This is a genomic window from Thalassobaculum sp. OXR-137, assembly GCF_034377285.1.
In the GTDB taxonomy this organism is placed as follows: Bacteria; Pseudomonadota; Alphaproteobacteria; order Thalassobaculales; family Thalassobaculaceae; genus Thalassobaculum.
The window spans coordinates 4,514,192-4,530,182 of sequence record NZ_CP139715.1 but is presented as its reverse complement, the minus strand read 5'-3'; the positions used below and the strand labels follow the sequence as shown (position 1 = coordinate 4,530,182).

Sequence of the window (15,991 nt, the reverse complement as noted above, 5' to 3'; positions counted from 1 at the left end):
AAATCCCGATATCTCCTATAATCTGACATTATGACTGAGATGCGTCACAGGCTGCCGTCGCTGAACGCGCTCGCGGTGTTCGAGGCGGCCGGCCGGCTCGGCGGCTTCAGCCGGGCGGCCCGCGAGCTGCGGATCAGCCAGCCGGCGGTCACCCGGCATATCCGCGGGCTGGAGGCGGCGGTCGGCCAGGCGCTGTTCCAGCGTGCCCATAACCGGGTCTCCCTGACCGAGCCGGGGCTGCGGCTCTGGCAGGCGGTGAATGCCGGCTTCGGCGATATCGCGGCGGTGGTCGACAGTCTGCGCGCGGCGGAGGAGGGGGCGGCGCTGGCGGTCTCCACCCATTCCGGCTTCGGCCAGCAATGGCTGCTGCCCCGGTTGGAAGGGCTGCGCGAGGCGTTGGGCGGCCGGTCGATCAGCCTGTCCATCGCCGACCGTTCGGCCGAGTTCGACCGCACCGAGTTCGATATCGGCGTGCGCCACGGCTATCGCGACGGTCTGGGGGCGAACGCCGTGCTGCTGGCGGAGGAGACGGTGATGCCGGTGGTCGGCTGGCGGCTGGCCGAGGCGCGCCCAGAACTGCTGTCCCTGCGCCCGGAGGATCTGGTCGACGCCACGCTGATCCACATGGACGAGGGCGACCGGCCGTGGATGACCTGGGCCCAGTGGTTCCGCCTCGCCGGCGTCCGCCGAACGCCGCCGCCGGCCCGGGTGCGGCTGAACCATTATCCGCTGGTGATGTCGGAGGTGATGGCCGGCACCGGGATCGGGCTCGGCTGGCGGCCGCTGATAGACGAGATGCTGGAGAGCGGCGTGATCGTCCCGGTCGGCCCGGAGATGGTGCGGCCGGACTGGGGCTGGTGGTTCGTGTGGAGCGACCGGGCGGCCCCCCAGGATGTGGAGCGCGCCCTGGCCTGGTTCCGCTCCTGGTTCTCAGGCGGGTGACATCACCCGCTCGCGCACGCCGCTGACGATCCGGTCGGCCACGGCGGACACCCGCTTCAGCCGCACGTCGGTCTCGTGTCTGATCAGGTAGAACGACCGCTTCAGCGCGATGGCGTCGCCGCGCACCGGCTTCAGCCCCGGATACGCCCGGGCGATGAAGTCCGGCAGGATGCAGACCCCCGCGCCGGCCAGCAGCCAGCGCAGCTGGATCAGCAGGCTGGTGGAGGTCAGCGCCGGGCGGACGTCGCTCACCACGTGCGGGATATAGTCGAGCGACGGATCGAATACGAGGTCTGAGATGTAGCCGATCCAGCGTGCCTGCCGCAGTTCCCAATCGCGCTTGAAACCGTCATGCCGGGCGATGACGGCATCGGTAGCGTAGAGGCGGAGCTGGTAGTCGGCGATCTTCTGCACGGTCAGCCGGCCGCTGGGCGGCGGCGAGACGGCGATGGCGAGGTCGGCCTCGCGCTGGGACAGGCTGAACACCCGGGGCAGGGCGACCACCTCCATGTCCAGATCCGGATTGCCGTTGCACAGCTCGATGCAAAGGTCGGAGAGCAGGAAATTCGCCACTCCCTCCGGCACGCCGATCCGCACCGCCCCGCTCAGGGTTTCGGTGGCTTGCCCGACCTGTTCGCGCGCCGCCTCGGCCGCCAGTTCCATCGCCTCGGCGTGGCGCATCAGGGCGTGGCCGGCCTCGCTCAGCGCATAGCCTTTGGGGCTGCGCTCGAACAGCTTGGTCTCCAGGCTGTGCTCCAGACCGGTCATTCGCCGACTGAGGGTCGCCACGTCCAGCCCGAGCCGGCGCGACGCGGCGGTCAGCTTGCCCTGGCGGCCGATGGCGAGGAACAGCTTCAGGTCGTCCCAGTTCATGTGGGCCAGTTCATGTGGCGTCTCCGATATGGGCGAAATTGCAAAATGATTTTGATATCTATCCTATTCAATGCGGCACATTTGCAAAATAAGACTTTGGTCCGGTGGGAACCGACCCTCGAATTTCCTGCCGCAGGGGACACATGAGGGAACTGAGGCGGTCCGGACCTGTTGACCCTGCAGAGGCCGCGTAGAGGAGGGAGCATGAGCGAGGAAACCGAGACCGGGCCGACGCTTAGCCTGCATGTGCCGGAGCCCGCCGTGCGTCCGGGGGACACGCCCGACTTCTCCAACGTCACCATCGCCCGCGCCGGTCAGGTGCCGCGTCCGCCGGTGGACGTGGCGCCGGACGACATCCGCGACATGGCCTTCTCCATCATCCGCGTGCTGAACCGTGATGCGGTGGCGGTCGGCCCGTGGGCCGGGCTGCTGTCGGCGGAGGAACTGCGCGAGGGCCTCAAGCATATGATGACCCTGCGGGCCTTCGACGCCCGCATGATGATCGCCCAGCGTCAGGGCAAGACGTCGTTCTACATGCAGAATCTGGGGGAGGAGGCGATCGCCTGCGCGTTCCAGAAGGCGCTCAGCCCCGGCGACATGAACTTCCCGACCTACCGTCAGGCGGGGCTGCTGATCGCGGCCGGCTATCCGCTGGTCGACATGATGAACCAGATCTATTCCAACGAGAAAGATCCGCTGAAGGGCCGCCAGCTCCCGATCATGTATTCCTCGCGGGACCACGGCTTCTATTCGATCTCCGGCAACCTCGCGACCCAGTTCATCCAGGCGGTCGGCTGGGGCATGGCCTCGGCGATCAAGGGCGACAGCAAGATTTCGGCGGCATGGATCGGCGACGGCTCCACCGCCGAGTCCGATTTCCACGCGGGCCTGGTCTTCGCCTCGACCTACAAGGCGCCGGTGGTCCTCAACATCGTCAACAACCAGTGGGCCATCTCCACCTTCCAGGGCATCGCCCGCGGCGGATCGGGCACCTTCGCGGCGCGCGGTCTCGGCTTCGGCATTCCGTCCCTGCGGGTCGACGGCAACGACTATCTGGCGGTCTACGCCGTGGCCAAATGGGCCATCGAACGGGCGCGGCGCAACCTGGGCCCGACCCTGATCGAGCATGTGACCTACCGGGTCGGCGGCCATTCCACCTCCGACGATCCGGCGGCCTACCGTCCGAAGACCGAGAGCGATGCCTGGCCGCTCGGCGATCCGGTGATGCGGCTGAAGAACCACCTGATCGAGCTCGGTGAGTGGTCCGACGAGCGCCATACCCAGGCCGAGGCCCAGATCCGCGACGAGATCATCACCGCTCAGAAGGAAGCCGAGAAGCACGGCACCCTGCATTCCGGTCAGCACCCCTCGGTGCGCGACATGTTCGAGGGCGTCTATGCGGAGATGCCGCCGCATCTGCGGCGCCAGCGCCAGCAGGCGGGGTACTGAGCATGACACGGCGCACGATGATCGAGGCGATCCGCGACGCCATGGACGTGTCCATGGAGCGCGACGACGACGTGGTGGTGTTCGGTGAGGATGTCGGCTTCTTCGGCGGCGTGTTCCGCTGCACCGCCGGGCTGCAGAAGAAATACGGGCCGTCGCGCTGCTTCGACACGCCGATCAGCGAGGCCGGCATCGTCGGCGCCGCCATCGGCATGGCGGGCTACGGGCTGCGGCCCTGTGTGGAGATCCAGTTCGCCGACTACGTCTATCCGGCCTATGACCAGATCGTGTCGGAGGCGGCCCGCATCCGCTACCGCTCCAACGGCCAGTTCACCGCCTCCATGGTGGTGCGCATGCCGACCGGCGGCGGCATCTTCGGCGGCCAGACCCACAGCCAGTCGCCGGAAGCGCTGTTCACCCACGTGGCCGGGCTGAAAACGGTGGTGCCGTCCAATCCGTACGACGCCAAGGGCCTGTTGATCGCCGCCATCGAGGATGACGACCCGGTGATCTTCCTGGAGCCCAAGCGGCTCTATAACGGTCCGTTCGACGGCTATCACGACCGGCCGGTCAAGCCCTGGTCCAGCTCCGAGCTGGGCGAGGTGCCGGACGGCCACTACACCGTGCCGCTCGGCAAGGCCAAGGTGGTCCGCGAGGGCAAGGCGGTCACCATGCTGAGCTACGGCACCATGGTGCATGTCAGCCTGGCGGCGGCCGAGGCGGCGGGGGTGGATGCCGAGATCATCGACCTGCGCACCCTGGTGCCGCTGGATCTGGAGACCATCAGACAGTCGGTGCTGAAGACCGGGCGCTGCGTCGTGGTCCACGAGGCGACCCTGACCTCCGGCTTCGGCGCCGAGCTGGCCGCCCTGGTGCAGGACGAGTGCTTCTTCCATCTGGAAGCCCCCGTGCGCCGGGTCGCCGGTTGGGACACGCCGTACCCGCATGCCCAGGAATGGGATTATTTCCCCGGACCGGATCGCATCGGCCGCGCCCTGCAAGAAGTTCTGGAGGTCTGAGATGGGCACCCACACCGTCAAGCTTCCGGATGTCGGCGAAGGGGTCGCGGAGGCCGAACTCACCGAATGGAACGTGGAAGTCGGCACCATCGTGCAGGAGGACGATATCCTCGCCACGGTGATGACCGACAAGGCCGCCGTGGAGATCCCGTCTCCCGTCGCCGGGACCGTCCAGTCGCTGGGCGGCGAGGTCGGCGAGGTGCTCTCCGTCGGCGCGCCGCTGGTGACGCTGGAGGTCGATGGCGACGGCAACACCGCGCCGGAACCCGAGGCGAAGGAAGCGGCACCGCTGCCGGTTGAAACCGACGACGAGCCGTCCGACGAGAAGCCGGAGCCGAAACCGGCATCCGAGAAGAAAGCCGAGAAGCCGGAACCGAAGAAACCTGCCAAGCCCGCCCCGGTCGCCACCGGCGGACCGGCCCGTGGCGAGCACGACCGGCCGATCGCGGCTCCGTCCGTCCGTCGTCGGGCGAAGGAGGGCGGGGTCGACCTGCGCCAGGTGCGCGGCACCGGTCCCGCCGGCCGCATCACCCATGAGGACCTGGACCTCTGGTTCAGCGGCTCGGGCGAGGCCCGCAGCGGCGGCGGCCGTGTGGCCAACAGCGCGGTGGAGGAGATCAAAGTCGTCGGCCTGCGCCGCCGCATCGCCGAACGCATGGCCGAGGCCAACGCCCATGTCGCCCATATCACCTATGTCGACGAGATCGACATGACCGAGCTGGAGCGGCTGCGCGAGACCCTGAACAAGGAACATGCCGGCGAGCGGCCGAAGCTCACCCTGCTGCCGTTCCTGATGCGGGCCATGGTCAACGCCATCGCCAAGCAACCGGCGATGAACGCCCATTACGACGACGATGCGGGCGTCATCCACCAGTATGGCGGCGTGCATATCGGCATCGCCACCCAGGCGCCGGGCGGCCTGATGGTTCCGGTGGTGCGCCATGTGGAGGCGCGCGGGCTGTGGGACAGCGCCGCCGAGGTCACTCGCCTAGCCGAGGCCGCGCGCACCGGGTCGGCGAGCCGGGACGAGCTGTCCGGCTCGACCATCACCATTACCTCGCTGGGGGCGCTGGGCGGCATCGCCACCACGCCGATCATCAACCGGCCGGAGGTCGCCATCGTCGGCGTGAACAAGATGCAGATGCGCCCGGTCTGGGACGGCACTCAGTTCGTGCCGCGCAAGATGATGAACCTGTCCTCCAGTTTCGATCACCGGGTCATCGACGGCTGGGACGCGGCGGTCTTCGTGCAGGCGATCCGTCGGCAGCTCGAAAACCCGGCCACCCTGTTCGTGGAGGACTGAGCGATGCGCGATATCAGCTGCAAGGTTCTCGTCATCGGCGCCGGACCCGGCGGCTATGTCTGCGCCATCCGCGCCGGCCAGCTCGGCCTGGATACGGTCATCGTGGACGGCGCGCCGCTGGGCGGCACCTGCCTCAATGTCGGCTGTATCCCGTCCAAGGCGCTGATCCACGCCGCCGACGAGTTCCACAAACTGGACGAGGCGGCGGCGGGCAATACGCCCTTCGGTCTGTCGGCATCGGCACCGAAGATCGATTTCGCCAAGACCATCGCCTGGAAGGACGGCATCGTCGAACGGCTGAACATGGGCGTCGGCGGGCTGCTGAAGAAGGCCGGCGTGAAGTCGATCCGCGGCTGGGCCAAGTTCGTCGATGGCAAGACCGTGGAGGTCGCCACCGATACCGGCACCCAGACGATCCGCGCCGAGAGCGTGGTCATCGCCACCGGCTCGGAGCCGGTCGAGCTGCCGGATCTGCCCTTCGGCGACCGGGTGATGTCGTCCACCGGCGCGCTGGCGCTCAAGGAGGTGCCGCGCTCCATGGCGGTTGTCGGCGGCGGCTATATCGGGCTCGAGCTGGGCACCGCCTTCGCCAAGCTCGGCTGCCGGGTGACGGTGGTGGAAGCGGCCGACCATGTGCTGCCGCTCTACGATGCCGAACTGGTACGGCCGGTGCTGGCGCGGCTGGAAGAGTTGGGCGTCACTGTGCTGACCGGTGCCAAGGCCGGCGGGATCGACAAGAAGGGGCTGAAAGTCGACCACGGCGGGGAGTCCAAGACCGTTGCTGCCGACAAGGTGCTGGTCACGGTCGGGCGCCGCCCGAAGACCGAGGGCTACGGGCTGGAGGAGCTGGATCTCGACCGCTCCGGCCGGTTCATCCGGATCGACGACCGCTGCCGAACCTCCATGCGCGGCGTCTATGCCATCGGCGACGTCTCGGGCGAGCCGATGCTGGCGCACCGGGCCATGGCTCAGGGCGAGATGGTGGCGGACATCCTGGCCGGCGAGCGCCGCTCCTGGGACAAGGTGGCGATCCCCGCCATCTGCTTCACCGATCCCGAGATCGTCACCGTCGGTCTCAGCCCGGCCGAGGCGGAGGCGGACGGCCACAAGACGATCTCCAAGCTGTTCCCGTTCCAGGCCAACGGCCGGGCGATGACGACGGCGCGGGAGGACGGCTTCGTGCGGGTGGTCGCGCGCGAGGACAACCACCTGCTGCTCGGCGTGCAGGCGGTCGGCGCCCATGTCTCGGAGATGGCGGCGGGCTTCGCGTTGGCGCTGGAGATGGGCGCGCGGCTGGAGGATGTCGCGGGCACGATCCACGCCCACCCGACCCACGGCGAGGCGTTCCACGAGGCCGCCCTGCGGACCTTGGGTCACGCACTGCACATCTAAGAAAAAGGCCCGGACCGTTGGGTCCGGGCCTCTGTCAGCGGGCCGTCAGTTGGAGACCAGCCGCGCCCGCTTGTGCCGGGCGATGATCCGCAACCGCGACCACAACTCCTCGCGCTCCACGTAGCAGCCGCGCAGCGCCCGCCCGCCGGTGCTCGGGTCGAAGGCGGTGCGGCCGTGCAGCACCCGCCGGTTGTCGAAGCCCAGCATCTCGCCGGCCTTCAGGCGCACATTCACCGAATTGTCCAGGCTCTCGCCCATCTCGAACAGCCGGCGCAGGCCCTTGTAGACCTTGTCGGCGGTGTCGAAATCGGCGGTGAGCGGCGCACGCAGCCACGGGCTCCAGCGCACCTCCTTCGGCTCGCCGGTGGCCGGGTCCAGATGGATCATCGGCACGGTCCAGCGGTAGTCGGTATTCACCGCCTTGTTGGCCGAGGTCATCGGCGTGGTCGACAGCGCCTCGTACAGCTCCGGCGCCTCGCGGCGCAGCTTCTCCACGACGAAGAACGAGTCCGCCAGCATGCTCTCGCCGCCGGTGGAGTCGTTCTGGATGCAGTGCAGGAACTGCAAGCCCGGCATGTATTCGCGGGTCGCCAGATCCACATGCAGCGGCAGGCCCATGGACGTGTAGGCGTTGGAATCCGCGTCCGGCTTGGTCACCACGTCGAAGGTGCGGCCGAAATTGTTGTCGCGTAGCGGGCCAAGCAGGGCGGGGATCGTCTCGACCACCGACCGGTCGGTGCCGACATTCTCCAGGATCGCGAAGCCGTAGACGTGCAGCGCCTCGCACCATCTGGCGAGCTGGTCCTCGTCCTCCAGGATGTTGGAGCCGTCGACCCGCACCGCCGAGACGTCCAGATCGCCGCCCCAGATCACCCGCTCCGGCAGGTCCTCGTCGCGGCTCGGCTGGCCGGGCCGGTAGGCGTAGAGCCAGCCGGGGTGGAAGCGGCTGGAGGTGCCGTCGGACCAGCGCACCGCGAGCGCGCCGGCCGGGTCGATCGTCGCCTCCAGCGCCGCCAGATCGGCCGGGAATTTGGTCAGCATCCGCGCCTGTTCGCGGGTCACCGGGTGGGTGGTCTCGGGGTCCGGCGAATTCTCGCGCAGGACCATCGGGTGAAACTTGCTTCGGCTGCCGTCGTCCCATTCCACCTCGACGCCGCCCCCGGCCGCCCGGGCGGCGGTGGGCCAGTGCTGGATGGGATAGCTGTCGAAGTCTGGCGTGCCGGGAAGACCGGTGGATTCGGCCACGGGCTCCAGGACCTGTGCCATATGGTATCTCTCCATTGGTATCGGTATGTGGGTCTGCGACGGGCGCGACGCCTCGCGTCCCGTGCGCGCAGTGTGGCGGAACGCCTGGGCTGACGAAAGGAAAATGCGGCCGGAACACGCGTGGGTCGGTTTAGTTGACTCCACGCAGGGTTGATGCACCGAATACGCTTCCGGTCCCTTGGGGTGCGATTGCGGGAACGGGATGCTATAAGCCGGCCATGCCGAAAACGGTGGCCTTGCCGATAGGGCAGTTTGGCTGTTGTGCGTCTGCTTTGGGTTCCGGGGAGTGGGACCTGTTGAGTCCGGAGGTCGCGCACCAGCCTTGGGGCACCGTTGGATTGGGCTTCACAAGAGGGGATACCACATGACCAAGATTTTGAGCGGCGCCTTCAATCGCCGCCGGTTCATGCAAACCACGGCCGTCGCTGGTATCGCGGCTGGCCTTCCGCTCGCCGGTGCGTCTGCCGCACCGAAGAAGGGCGGCACGATGAAGATGGGCAAGGCCCATGGCGGGACGTCCGACACGCTGGACCCCGGACTTTCGGAAAACGGCTTCACCCTGGCGCTGCTGTTCGGCATCCACGGCTATCTGACCGAGATCGGCGCCGATGGCGACGTGAAGCCGGGCGTCGCCGAGAGCTGGGAGGCCTCCGCGGACGCGTCCTCCTGGACCTTCAAGCTGCGCAAGGGCGTCACCTTCCACGACGGCCGCGAGCTGACCGCCGATGACGTGGTGGCGGCGATCAATCACCACCGCGGCGAGCAGTCGACCTCGGCGGCCGGTCCGATCGTCAAGGCGATCAAGGACATCAAGGTCGAGAACCCGTCGACCGTCACCTTCGTTCTCGACGGCGGCAACGCCGACTTCCCCTTTGTGGTCAGCGACTATCACCTGGCCATCGGCCCGGCCAAGGACGGCAAGCTCGACTGGAAGTCGGGCATCGGCTGCGGCGCCTACAAGCTGACCCGGTTCGATCCGGGCGTGATCGCCACCTTCGAGCGATATGACGGGTTCTGGGACGACAGCCGCGGCCATTTCGACGCGGTGGAGATGCACTGCCTGGTCGACCTGAACGCCCGCACCACCGCGCTGGTCTCCGGCGAGGTGCACGCGATCGACCGTCTCGACCTGAAGACCAGCGGCCTGCTGGGCCGCAAGCCGGGCATCGAGATCAACTCGGTCGCCGGCACCCAGCACTACACCTTCACGATGGATTGCCGGGCCGCGCCGTACAACGACGTCAACGTCCGCCGCGCCCTGAAGCACGCGGTCAACCGCGAGGAACTGGTCGAGAAGATCCTGTTCGGCTACGGCTCGGTCGGCAACGACGTGCCGATCGGCCCGAATCAGCGCTTCTTCAACAAGGAGATGCCGCAGACCTCCTACGATCCGGACAAGGCCAAGTTCTACCTGAAGCAGGCCGGCATGGACTCCCTGTCCGTGAACCAGTCGGCTGCCGATGCGGCCTTCGGCGGCGCGGTCGACGCGGCGGTCCTGTACCAGAACTCGGCCAAGGCGGCCGGCATCAACATCACCCCGGTCCGTGAGCCGAACGACGGCTACTGGTCCGACGTGTGGATGAAGAAGCCGTTCTGCGCGGTGTACTGGGGCGGGCGTCCGATCGAGGACCTGATGTTCTCGACGGCCTACCAGAGCGGCGTGGCCTGGAACGACAGCTTCTGGTCCAACGAGCGGTTCGACGAACTGCTGCTCAAGGCCCGCGCGGAGCTCGACGAGTCCAAGCGCCGCGAGATGTACTACGAGATGCAGGTGATCCTGAACGAGAACGGCGGCGTGATCATTCCGATGTTCGCCTCCTACGTCTTCGCGACCTCCGACAAGATCGGCCACGACAAGTTCGCGTCGAACTGGGATCTGGATGGCGAGCGCTGGATGGAGCGCTGGTGGTTCGAGTAATCCCAGATATCCGCCCGGATCTTCGATCGGATCTGCGGTCGGACCTTCGATCGAACGCATGACGGACGGCGGGCCCCTAGGGCCCGCCGTTTCGCGTTCGGCAGGCGGTTCGCGCTGCTTGGGTTTTGGGGCAATTAAACCTTAAAAAATTTGTGATTTCTGGCTGCAATCGAATACCCATTTTTATTGTATGACTAAGTGGTTCCCCCGAAAAATTACGGATAGCGTTCGCTGAGGAAGATCACTGCGGGCTCGGATATTCGAGCGGTAGCTGGGGGCGTCGTTACATGAATATCCGTCAGAAAATGGCTGCGTGTCTCGCAGGCATCATTTGCATATTTATTGCTGCCATCGCCTATGAGGCGCTGTCGTTGCGCCGCGATTTCGACCGGCTGGACGGCCTGCAGAACGAGGTCGAAGTCGGCTTCGGCAAGCTCGTCCCGCTGCAGCTGATGATGAAGGAGGCGCATTTCCTCATCATCCGGGCCAGCCGCGCGGCCGCGCAGGGCACCGAGGTCGCCGCCGACGCGGTGCGCGACAACGGCCGCGAAGCCGCCGATGCGCTGGAGACGGCCCAGAGATTGGCCGGACAGTCCGGCCTCGAGGACATCGCCAAGAACCTGGCCTCGGTGCACGCCTCCCTGGAGGCGGTGCTGCGCGAGAGGGTGTCGTCGGAAACCGCGAACAAGATGCGCGGCGTGGTCGGCGGGTTCAGTCTGGCGAACAACAAGATCAAGCAGGAGGCCAACGCGGCCATGGAGGCCACCACCGCGGAGATGGCGGCCGTGCGCGCCGATGTCGGCCGCTCGATTCTGTCCCTGCTGGTCGCCGCCGGCATCGCGCTCGTGGTGGCGGTGCTGCTCGCCTTCTACATGTTCCGGGTGATCCGAGACCCGATCGACAAGCTGATGCACGACCTGGATCTGGTGTCGCGCCGCTCCGACGAACCGCTGCTGCTGTCCGAGTCCCGCCGGGACGAGTTCGGTCCCGTTGCCCGGTCGCTCGCGCACCTGCACGGCGACCTGGTCGAGGCCGACCGCATCGCCGCCGAGCAAGACGCGGCCAAGGCCCGTCTGGAAGACGAGCGGCGCGAGAACCTGCGCGCCGTCGCCGGGGCCTTCGAGGAGCGGGTCGGCCGGATCGTGGAAGCCGTGGCGAGTGCTGCGACCGACCTGCGCGACTCCTCCGCCTCCATGACGTCGTCGGCCGACGAGGCGGCGGGCACCTCGTCCACCGTGGCGACCGCGGCCGAGCAGGCGGCGGGCAATGTCTCCACCGTCGCCGCGGCCGCCGAGGAGCTGTCCAGTTCGGTGAAGGAGATCCGCCGGCAGGTGATCACCTCCTCGGAGATCGCCGGCGCGGCCGCCGGCGAGGTGCAGGAGATCGTCGCGATGATCTGCGGCCTCGCCGACGCGGCGATGCGGATCGGCGACGTGGTCCGGCTGATCAACGAGATCGCCGACCAGACCAATCTGCTGGCCCTCAACGCGACCATCGAGGCCGCCCGCGCCGGCGATGCAGGCAAGGGCTTTGCGGTCGTCGCCAGCGAGGTGAAGGCGCTTGCGGGCCAGACGGCCATGGCGACCGAGGAGATCAGCACCCAGGTCGGCGAGATCCAGAGCGGCACCGGCGAGGCATCCAGCCACATCTCGCAGATCGCGGAAACCATCGGCCGGATGAACGAGATCGCCGCCGCCGTGGCCGCCGCCGTCGAGCAGCAGGGGGCTGCGACCGAGGAGATCGCCCGCAATGTCGATCAGGCCTCGGGCAGCACGCGCAACGTCTCCAAGAACATCGTCGGGGTGAGCGATGCCGTGAGCCGGACCGCCACGGTGGCCCATCGCATCGAAGGGGCGGCAGGCGAACTCGCCGGCCAGTCGACACGGCTTCAGGACGAGGTCAGCGGGTTCCTGGCGGAAGTCCGCGCCGGCTGACGACGACAGGGAAGGGCGGTGCGCCCGGCGTACCGCCCTTCCGGGATAGGGCGGACGACCCACACCGGGTGGTGGAGCGCGCGGGTATATCTATGCGCGTTCAGGTTAAAGGGAATTTCAATCCTGTTTGACGATAGGGCAAACACTGGGCCCGAAAACACGAGATTTTAAAGAAGTTTAATTCTTCTGCTGCGTAGCTGACGGCCGAATTCGCAGATAGCGTCACCGCCGTTTCGTCAGCCATCGAACCAGGGCGTTCCCCTGGTCCAGCAGGAAAATTCCCGACAATGACCATCCGTCAGAAAATGGCCGCATGCCTCGCGGGCATCATCCTCATTTTTGTCGCCGCGATCGGTTACGAGGCGGTCTCCCTCTCCAGAGATCTCAATCATCTGGAGAATCTGGAAGCCGAAGTGAACACCGCGTTCACGAAGATCGTGCCGCTGGACCTGCTGGTGAAGGACGTCCGGTTCCACGTGGTGCAGGTGCAGCAGTGGCTGACCGACATTTCGGCCACGCGGGGTCAGGACGGGCTGAATGACGGGTTCGACGAGGCGCGCAGCAACCGACAATCCTTCGAGACCGTCGTCGCCGAGGCCACGGCCCTGGCGCGCGACCTAGGCTATACGGACGTCGTGGCCGCGCTGAAGCGGACCTCGGAGGCGATGCCGCCGTTCTACGGTGAGGGCGAGAGGATGGCGAACGCCTATATCGAAGGCGGCGCGCCGGCCGGCAACAAGCTGATGGGCTCGTTCGACGCGGCCGCGGCGACCATGGCCGACGCGCTCGACACTCTGAGCGGTCTGATCGAAGGAAAGGGCGGTGAGACCACCGCGGCGGCGGTCGCGAATATGAGCAAGGTGCGCTCCGACGTCGCCCGCTCGGTCCAGATGCTGATCATCGCCGCTGCCGTCGCGATCTTCGCGGCGATTCTTCTGTCCTTCTACATGTTCCGGGTGATCCGCGAGCCGATCGACAAGCTGCTGGCCGACCTCGACACGGTATCGCGCCGGTCGAGCGAGCCGCTGCTTCTCAACAGCGGCCGCAGCGACGAGTTCGCCGCGGTGGGAACCTCCCTGGTCAAGCTCCATGGCGACCTGGTCGAGGCGGACCGGGCGGCCGAGCGGCAGAAGCAGGCCGAGGCGCGGCAGGAAGCCGAGCGCAAGGAGAACATGCTGGCCGTCGCCAAGTCCTTCGAGGACCGGGTCGGCGACGTCGTTCGGGCGGTCGCCAAGGCGGCGGCCGGCCTCAAGGAGTCGGCCACCTCGATGAGTGCGGCGACCGATCAGGCCGGGAGCCAGTCGTCTTCCGTCGCGGCGGCGGCCGATCAGGCGGCGGCGAATGTGCAGACGGTGGCCTCCGCCGCCGAGGAGCTGTCGAGCTCGATCGAGGAGATCCGGCGCCAGGTGTCGAATTCCTCGGAGATCGCGAGCGCGGCGGCGGGCGAGGTCGAACAGACGGTGTCCATGGTCAAGGGGCTGACGGAGGCCGCCGAGCGCATCGGCACCGTGGTCACGCTGATCCAGGACATTGCCGAGCAGACCAACCTGCTGGCGCTGAACGCCACCATCGAAGCCGCGCGGGCCGGCGAGGCCGGCAAGGGCTTCGCGGTCGTCGCGTCGGAGGTCAAGGCCCTGGCCGGGCAGACCGCGAAGGCGACGGAGGAGATCAGCCAGCAGATCGGCAGCATCCAGTCCGGTACCGGCGAGGCGGCCTCCGCCATCTCCCATATCGCCCAGACCATCGGCCGGATGAACGAGATCGCCGCGGCGGTGGCGGCGGCCGTCGAGGAGCAGGGCGCGGCCACCAACGAGATCGCCCGCAACGTGGAAGAGGCTTCCGCCGGCACGCGCGACGTGTCCGCCAACATCTCCGGCGTGCACCAGTCCGTCGGCCTGACCGCCGAGGGTGCGCGGCAGATCGAGACCGCCGCCACGGGGCTGGCCGACCAGTCGGACCGGCTGAGTCGCGAGGTGAACGGTTTCCTGGCGGAGGTGCGGGCCGGCTGACCGGAGCACATCGCGCGAGACGCCGTATTGGCGGCACGGACGGATCGGGGTATCGGTGTAGACCTTCCTAACCGCCCCGATCCCAGGAGCCTTCCATGACAGCCGCCGCCCTCCGCCCGGTCTCCGCGAACCGTACCCTGGACCTGCGCAGCGACACGGTCACCCAGCCGACCCCGGCGATGCGCGAGGCGATGGCCAAGGCCGATGTCGGCGACGACGTGTTCGGCGAGGACCCGTCCGTGCTGGCGCTGGAAGCCAAGGTCGCCGGCATCATGGGCAAGGAGGCGGCGCTCTACGTCTCCTCCGGCACCCAGTCCAACCTGCTCGGCGTGCTCGCCCATTGCGGGCGCGGCGAGGAATTTCTCATCGGCGACTGCTATCACGTGTTCCAGTACGAGGCGATGGGCACCGCCGTGCTCGGCAGCGTGGCGGCCTATCCGCTGCGCACGGACGCGGGAGGTGGGCTGGAGCCGCAGCAGGTGCTGGACGCGATCAAGCCGGACGACGTCCACAAGCCGATGACCAAGCTGCTCTCCCTGGAGAATACGGTCGCCGGCCATGTGCAGGCCCAGGACCGCATCGACGCCCTCGCCGACGCCGCCCATTCGCGCGGCCTGATGGTGCATATCGACGGCGCCCGGCTGATGAACGCGGCGGTCAAGCAGGGGCTGAAGGCCAAGGACATGGTGGCGAAGATCGACACGGTCTCGCTCTGCCTGTCCAAGGGCCTGGGCGCGCCGGTCGGTTCGGTGCTGAGCGGCCCGGCCGACTACATCAAGCGGGCCCGGCGCCTGCGCAAGATGCTGGGCGGCGGCATGCGCCAGGCCGGCATCCTGGCCGCCGCCGGCCTGCACGCCCTGGAACACCATGTCGACCGTCTGGCCGAAGACCACGCCAATGCCAAGCGCCTGGCCCAGGGCCTGGCCGAGGCGGGGCCGCTGAAGGTCGATGTGGACGATATCGACACCAACATGCTGTTCATCGAGCCCAGGGCCGAGGATGTCGAGCCGCTGCGGGCCTTCCTGAAGGAGCAGGGCATCGTGCTCGGCTCGCCGCGTCCGGCGAAGATCCGGGTGGTCACCCATCTGGACATCTCGGCCGAGGACGTCGACCGGATCGTCGAGACGGTCAAGGCGTTCTACGCCAAGCGCTGAGCTTCAGGGGCGGGCGGGCAGCACGGGGACGTTCAGCGCCTCGGCTGCCTGCCGGAGCTGCTGGTCGAGGGTGGCCAGCGGCAGCGACTGGGTGAGGGCGAGGTCCAGGTAGCAGGCGTCGTAGACCGTCAGCCTTGCGCCGGTTGCCAGGGCGAAGATGCGGGTGTGGAGACGGGCCAGTGGGGTGGGCTCGATCCGGACATCGAATGCCACCAGCGTTTCCAGCATTCCCTTGGCGCGATCCGCCGGAATGCGCCCGCATCGCGTGGCGGAAAGAAGGCCGTTCGCCACCTCTGTCGGCCAGATCGCGGGCGCGACGGCGCCTTCCGTTGCGACCCGGTCCATCAATCCGTCGCTGATCGGGTCGATCTCGTCGTCAAGCAGCCAGGTCAGGGTAACCGACGCGTCGAGGACGCAGACGGTCACGTGCGTCCGTCCTCGATCAATTCCTTCACCGTCACGCCGTCCAGGGTAAGGCCCTTTCGCAGCGCGCGGATCCGCGCGACCGCTTCCTTCGCCTTCTCCCGCCGGTCATCCGGGGCCGGGACAATATGGGCGATCGGCTTGCCCCGCCGGGTCACGACGATCTCCTCCCCGGCTTCGACGGCGTCCAGAAGCTGGGACAGGTGGGTTTTCGCCTCGAAGATTCCGACATGCCGCATGACACGCTCCTAACCAGTCATCTAGTTTATTTCGAGGATAGTCGGAAAACAATCCTGGTCGAGCGTGCGCCGA

13 protein-coding genes are annotated in these 15,991 nt (G+C 67.5%); 9 read left to right on the top strand and 4 right to left on the bottom strand.

Annotation, left to right across the window (positions count from 1 at the left end; translation table 11 throughout):
• The first annotated feature begins 39 nt into the window (after nucleotides 1-39).
• Nucleotides 40-942, top strand: coding sequence for a LysR substrate-binding domain-containing protein (locus T8K17_RS21100; protein ID WP_322331703.1), 903 nt, complete (start codon nucleotides 40-42; stop codon nucleotides 940-942).
• Here the strand turns inward: T8K17_RS21100 and T8K17_RS21095 are convergent.
• Nucleotides 931-1,815, bottom strand: coding sequence for a LysR family transcriptional regulator (locus tag T8K17_RS21095; RefSeq protein ID WP_322331702.1), 885 nt, complete (start codon nucleotides 1,813-1,815; stop codon nucleotides 931-933). The two genes, T8K17_RS21100 and T8K17_RS21095, sit on opposite strands and share 12 nt — an antisense overlap.
• A gap of 204 nt (nucleotides 1,816-2,019) precedes the next feature.
• Between T8K17_RS21095 and T8K17_RS21090 the strand changes: the two genes are divergently transcribed.
• The 4 genes from T8K17_RS21090 to lpdA are packed head-to-tail and all read left to right on the top strand — an operon-like array spanning nucleotide 2,020 to nucleotide 6,975.
• Entirely contained in the window at nucleotides 2,020-3,264 is a 1,245-nt protein-coding gene (locus T8K17_RS21090; RefSeq protein ID WP_322331701.1) for a 3-methyl-2-oxobutanoate dehydrogenase (2-methylpropanoyl-transferring) subunit alpha, read from the top strand.
• A 2-nt stretch (nucleotides 3,265-3,266) separates the two neighbouring features.
• Nucleotides 3,267-4,280 (top strand): alpha-ketoacid dehydrogenase subunit beta, encoded by a 1,014-nt coding sequence (locus T8K17_RS21085; protein ID WP_322331700.1) that lies wholly within the window; start codon nucleotides 3,267-3,269, stop codon nucleotides 4,278-4,280.
• Nucleotide 4,281: 1 nt separating this feature from the next.
• A complete protein-coding gene (locus T8K17_RS21080; RefSeq protein WP_322331699.1) occupies nucleotides 4,282-5,583 on the top strand; it encodes a dihydrolipoamide acetyltransferase family protein in 1,302 nt (433 codons plus the stop codon).
• A 3-nt stretch (nucleotides 5,584-5,586) separates the two neighbouring features.
• On the top strand, nucleotides 5,587-6,975 hold the full coding sequence (gene lpdA / locus T8K17_RS21075) for a dihydrolipoyl dehydrogenase (RefSeq protein ID WP_322331698.1): 1,389 nt from the start codon (nucleotides 5,587-5,589) through the stop codon (nucleotides 6,973-6,975).
• Nucleotides 6,976-7,020: 45 nt separating this feature from the next.
• Here lpdA and T8K17_RS21070 read toward each other — a convergent pair whose 3' ends face one another.
• Nucleotides 7,021-8,241 carry a TauD/TfdA family dioxygenase gene (locus T8K17_RS21070; protein WP_322331697.1) on the bottom strand — a complete coding sequence of 407 codons (1,221 nt, stop codon included), beginning with the start codon at nucleotides 8,239-8,241 and terminating at the stop codon, nucleotides 7,021-7,023.
• A 364-nt stretch (nucleotides 8,242-8,605) separates the two neighbouring features.
• Here T8K17_RS21070 and T8K17_RS21065 point away from each other — a divergent pair, with 364 nt between their 5' ends.
• The 4 genes from T8K17_RS21065 to ltaE all read left to right on the top strand — a co-directional run bounded on the left by T8K17_RS21065 (nucleotide 8,606) and on the right by ltaE (nucleotide 15,256).
• Nucleotides 8,606-10,159: an ABC transporter substrate-binding protein gene (locus tag T8K17_RS21065; RefSeq protein WP_322331696.1), complete on the top strand. Its 1,554-nt coding sequence runs from the start codon at nucleotides 8,606-8,608 to the stop codon at nucleotides 10,157-10,159.
• 371 nt (nucleotides 10,160-10,530) lie between these two features.
• Nucleotides 10,531-12,093 (top strand): methyl-accepting chemotaxis protein, encoded by a 1,563-nt coding sequence (locus tag T8K17_RS21060; protein WP_322331695.1) that lies wholly within the window; start codon nucleotides 10,531-10,533, stop codon nucleotides 12,091-12,093.
• A gap of 287 nt (nucleotides 12,094-12,380) precedes the next feature.
• A complete protein-coding gene (locus T8K17_RS21055) occupies nucleotides 12,381-14,102 on the top strand; it encodes a methyl-accepting chemotaxis protein (RefSeq protein WP_322331694.1) in 1,722 nt (573 codons plus the stop codon).
• A 95-nt stretch (nucleotides 14,103-14,197) separates the two neighbouring features.
• A complete protein-coding gene (gene ltaE, locus T8K17_RS21050) occupies nucleotides 14,198-15,256 on the top strand; it encodes a low-specificity L-threonine aldolase (RefSeq protein ID WP_322331693.1) in 1,059 nt (352 codons plus the stop codon).
• A 3-nt stretch (nucleotides 15,257-15,259) separates the two neighbouring features.
• Here the strand turns inward: ltaE and T8K17_RS21045 are convergent, their stop codons facing one another.
• Complete coding sequence (locus T8K17_RS21045) at nucleotides 15,260-15,682, bottom strand: type II toxin-antitoxin system VapC family toxin (protein ID WP_322331692.1); 423 nt, start codon at nucleotides 15,680-15,682, stop codon at nucleotides 15,260-15,262.
• Nucleotides 15,679-15,918 (bottom strand): type II toxin-antitoxin system prevent-host-death family antitoxin, encoded by a 240-nt coding sequence (locus T8K17_RS21040; RefSeq protein WP_322331691.1) that lies wholly within the window; start codon nucleotides 15,916-15,918, stop codon nucleotides 15,679-15,681. The genes T8K17_RS21045 and T8K17_RS21040 overlap by 4 nt, the downstream gene beginning before the upstream one ends.
• Between the last annotated feature and the right edge of the window lie 73 nt (nucleotides 15,919-15,991).

Bases quoted from the DNA above. Each gene is read 5' to 3' on its own strand.
- T8K17_RS21070 (WP_322331697.1), bottom strand. From the start codon at position 8,241: ATGGCACAGGTCCTGGAGCCCGTGGCCGAATCCACCGGTCTTCCCGGC.
- T8K17_RS21090 (WP_322331701.1), top strand. From the start codon at position 2,020: ATGAGCGAGGAAACCGAGACCGGGCCGACGCTTAGCCTGCATGTGCCG.
- ltaE (WP_322331693.1), top strand. From the start codon at position 14,198: ATGACAGCCGCCGCCCTCCGCCCGGTCTCCGCGAACCGTACCCTGGAC.
- T8K17_RS21055 (WP_322331694.1), top strand. From the start codon at position 12,381: ATGACCATCCGTCAGAAAATGGCCGCATGCCTCGCGGGCATCATCCTC.
- T8K17_RS21065 (WP_322331696.1), top strand. From the start codon at position 8,606: ATGACCAAGATTTTGAGCGGCGCCTTCAATCGCCGCCGGTTCATGCAA.
- T8K17_RS21095 (WP_322331702.1), bottom strand. From the start codon at position 1,815: ATGAACTGGGACGACCTGAAGCTGTTCCTCGCCATCGGCCGCCAGGGC.
- T8K17_RS21085 (WP_322331700.1), top strand. From the start codon at position 3,267: ATGACACGGCGCACGATGATCGAGGCGATCCGCGACGCCATGGACGTG.
- lpdA (WP_322331698.1), top strand. From the start codon at position 5,587: ATGCGCGATATCAGCTGCAAGGTTCTCGTCATCGGCGCCGGACCCGGC.
- T8K17_RS21100 (WP_322331703.1), top strand. From the start codon at position 40: ATGCGTCACAGGCTGCCGTCGCTGAACGCGCTCGCGGTGTTCGAGGCG.
- T8K17_RS21040 (WP_322331691.1), bottom strand. From the start codon at position 15,918: ATGCGGCATGTCGGAATCTTCGAGGCGAAAACCCACCTGTCCCAGCTT.
- T8K17_RS21080 (WP_322331699.1), top strand. From the start codon at position 4,282: ATGGGCACCCACACCGTCAAGCTTCCGGATGTCGGCGAAGGGGTCGCG.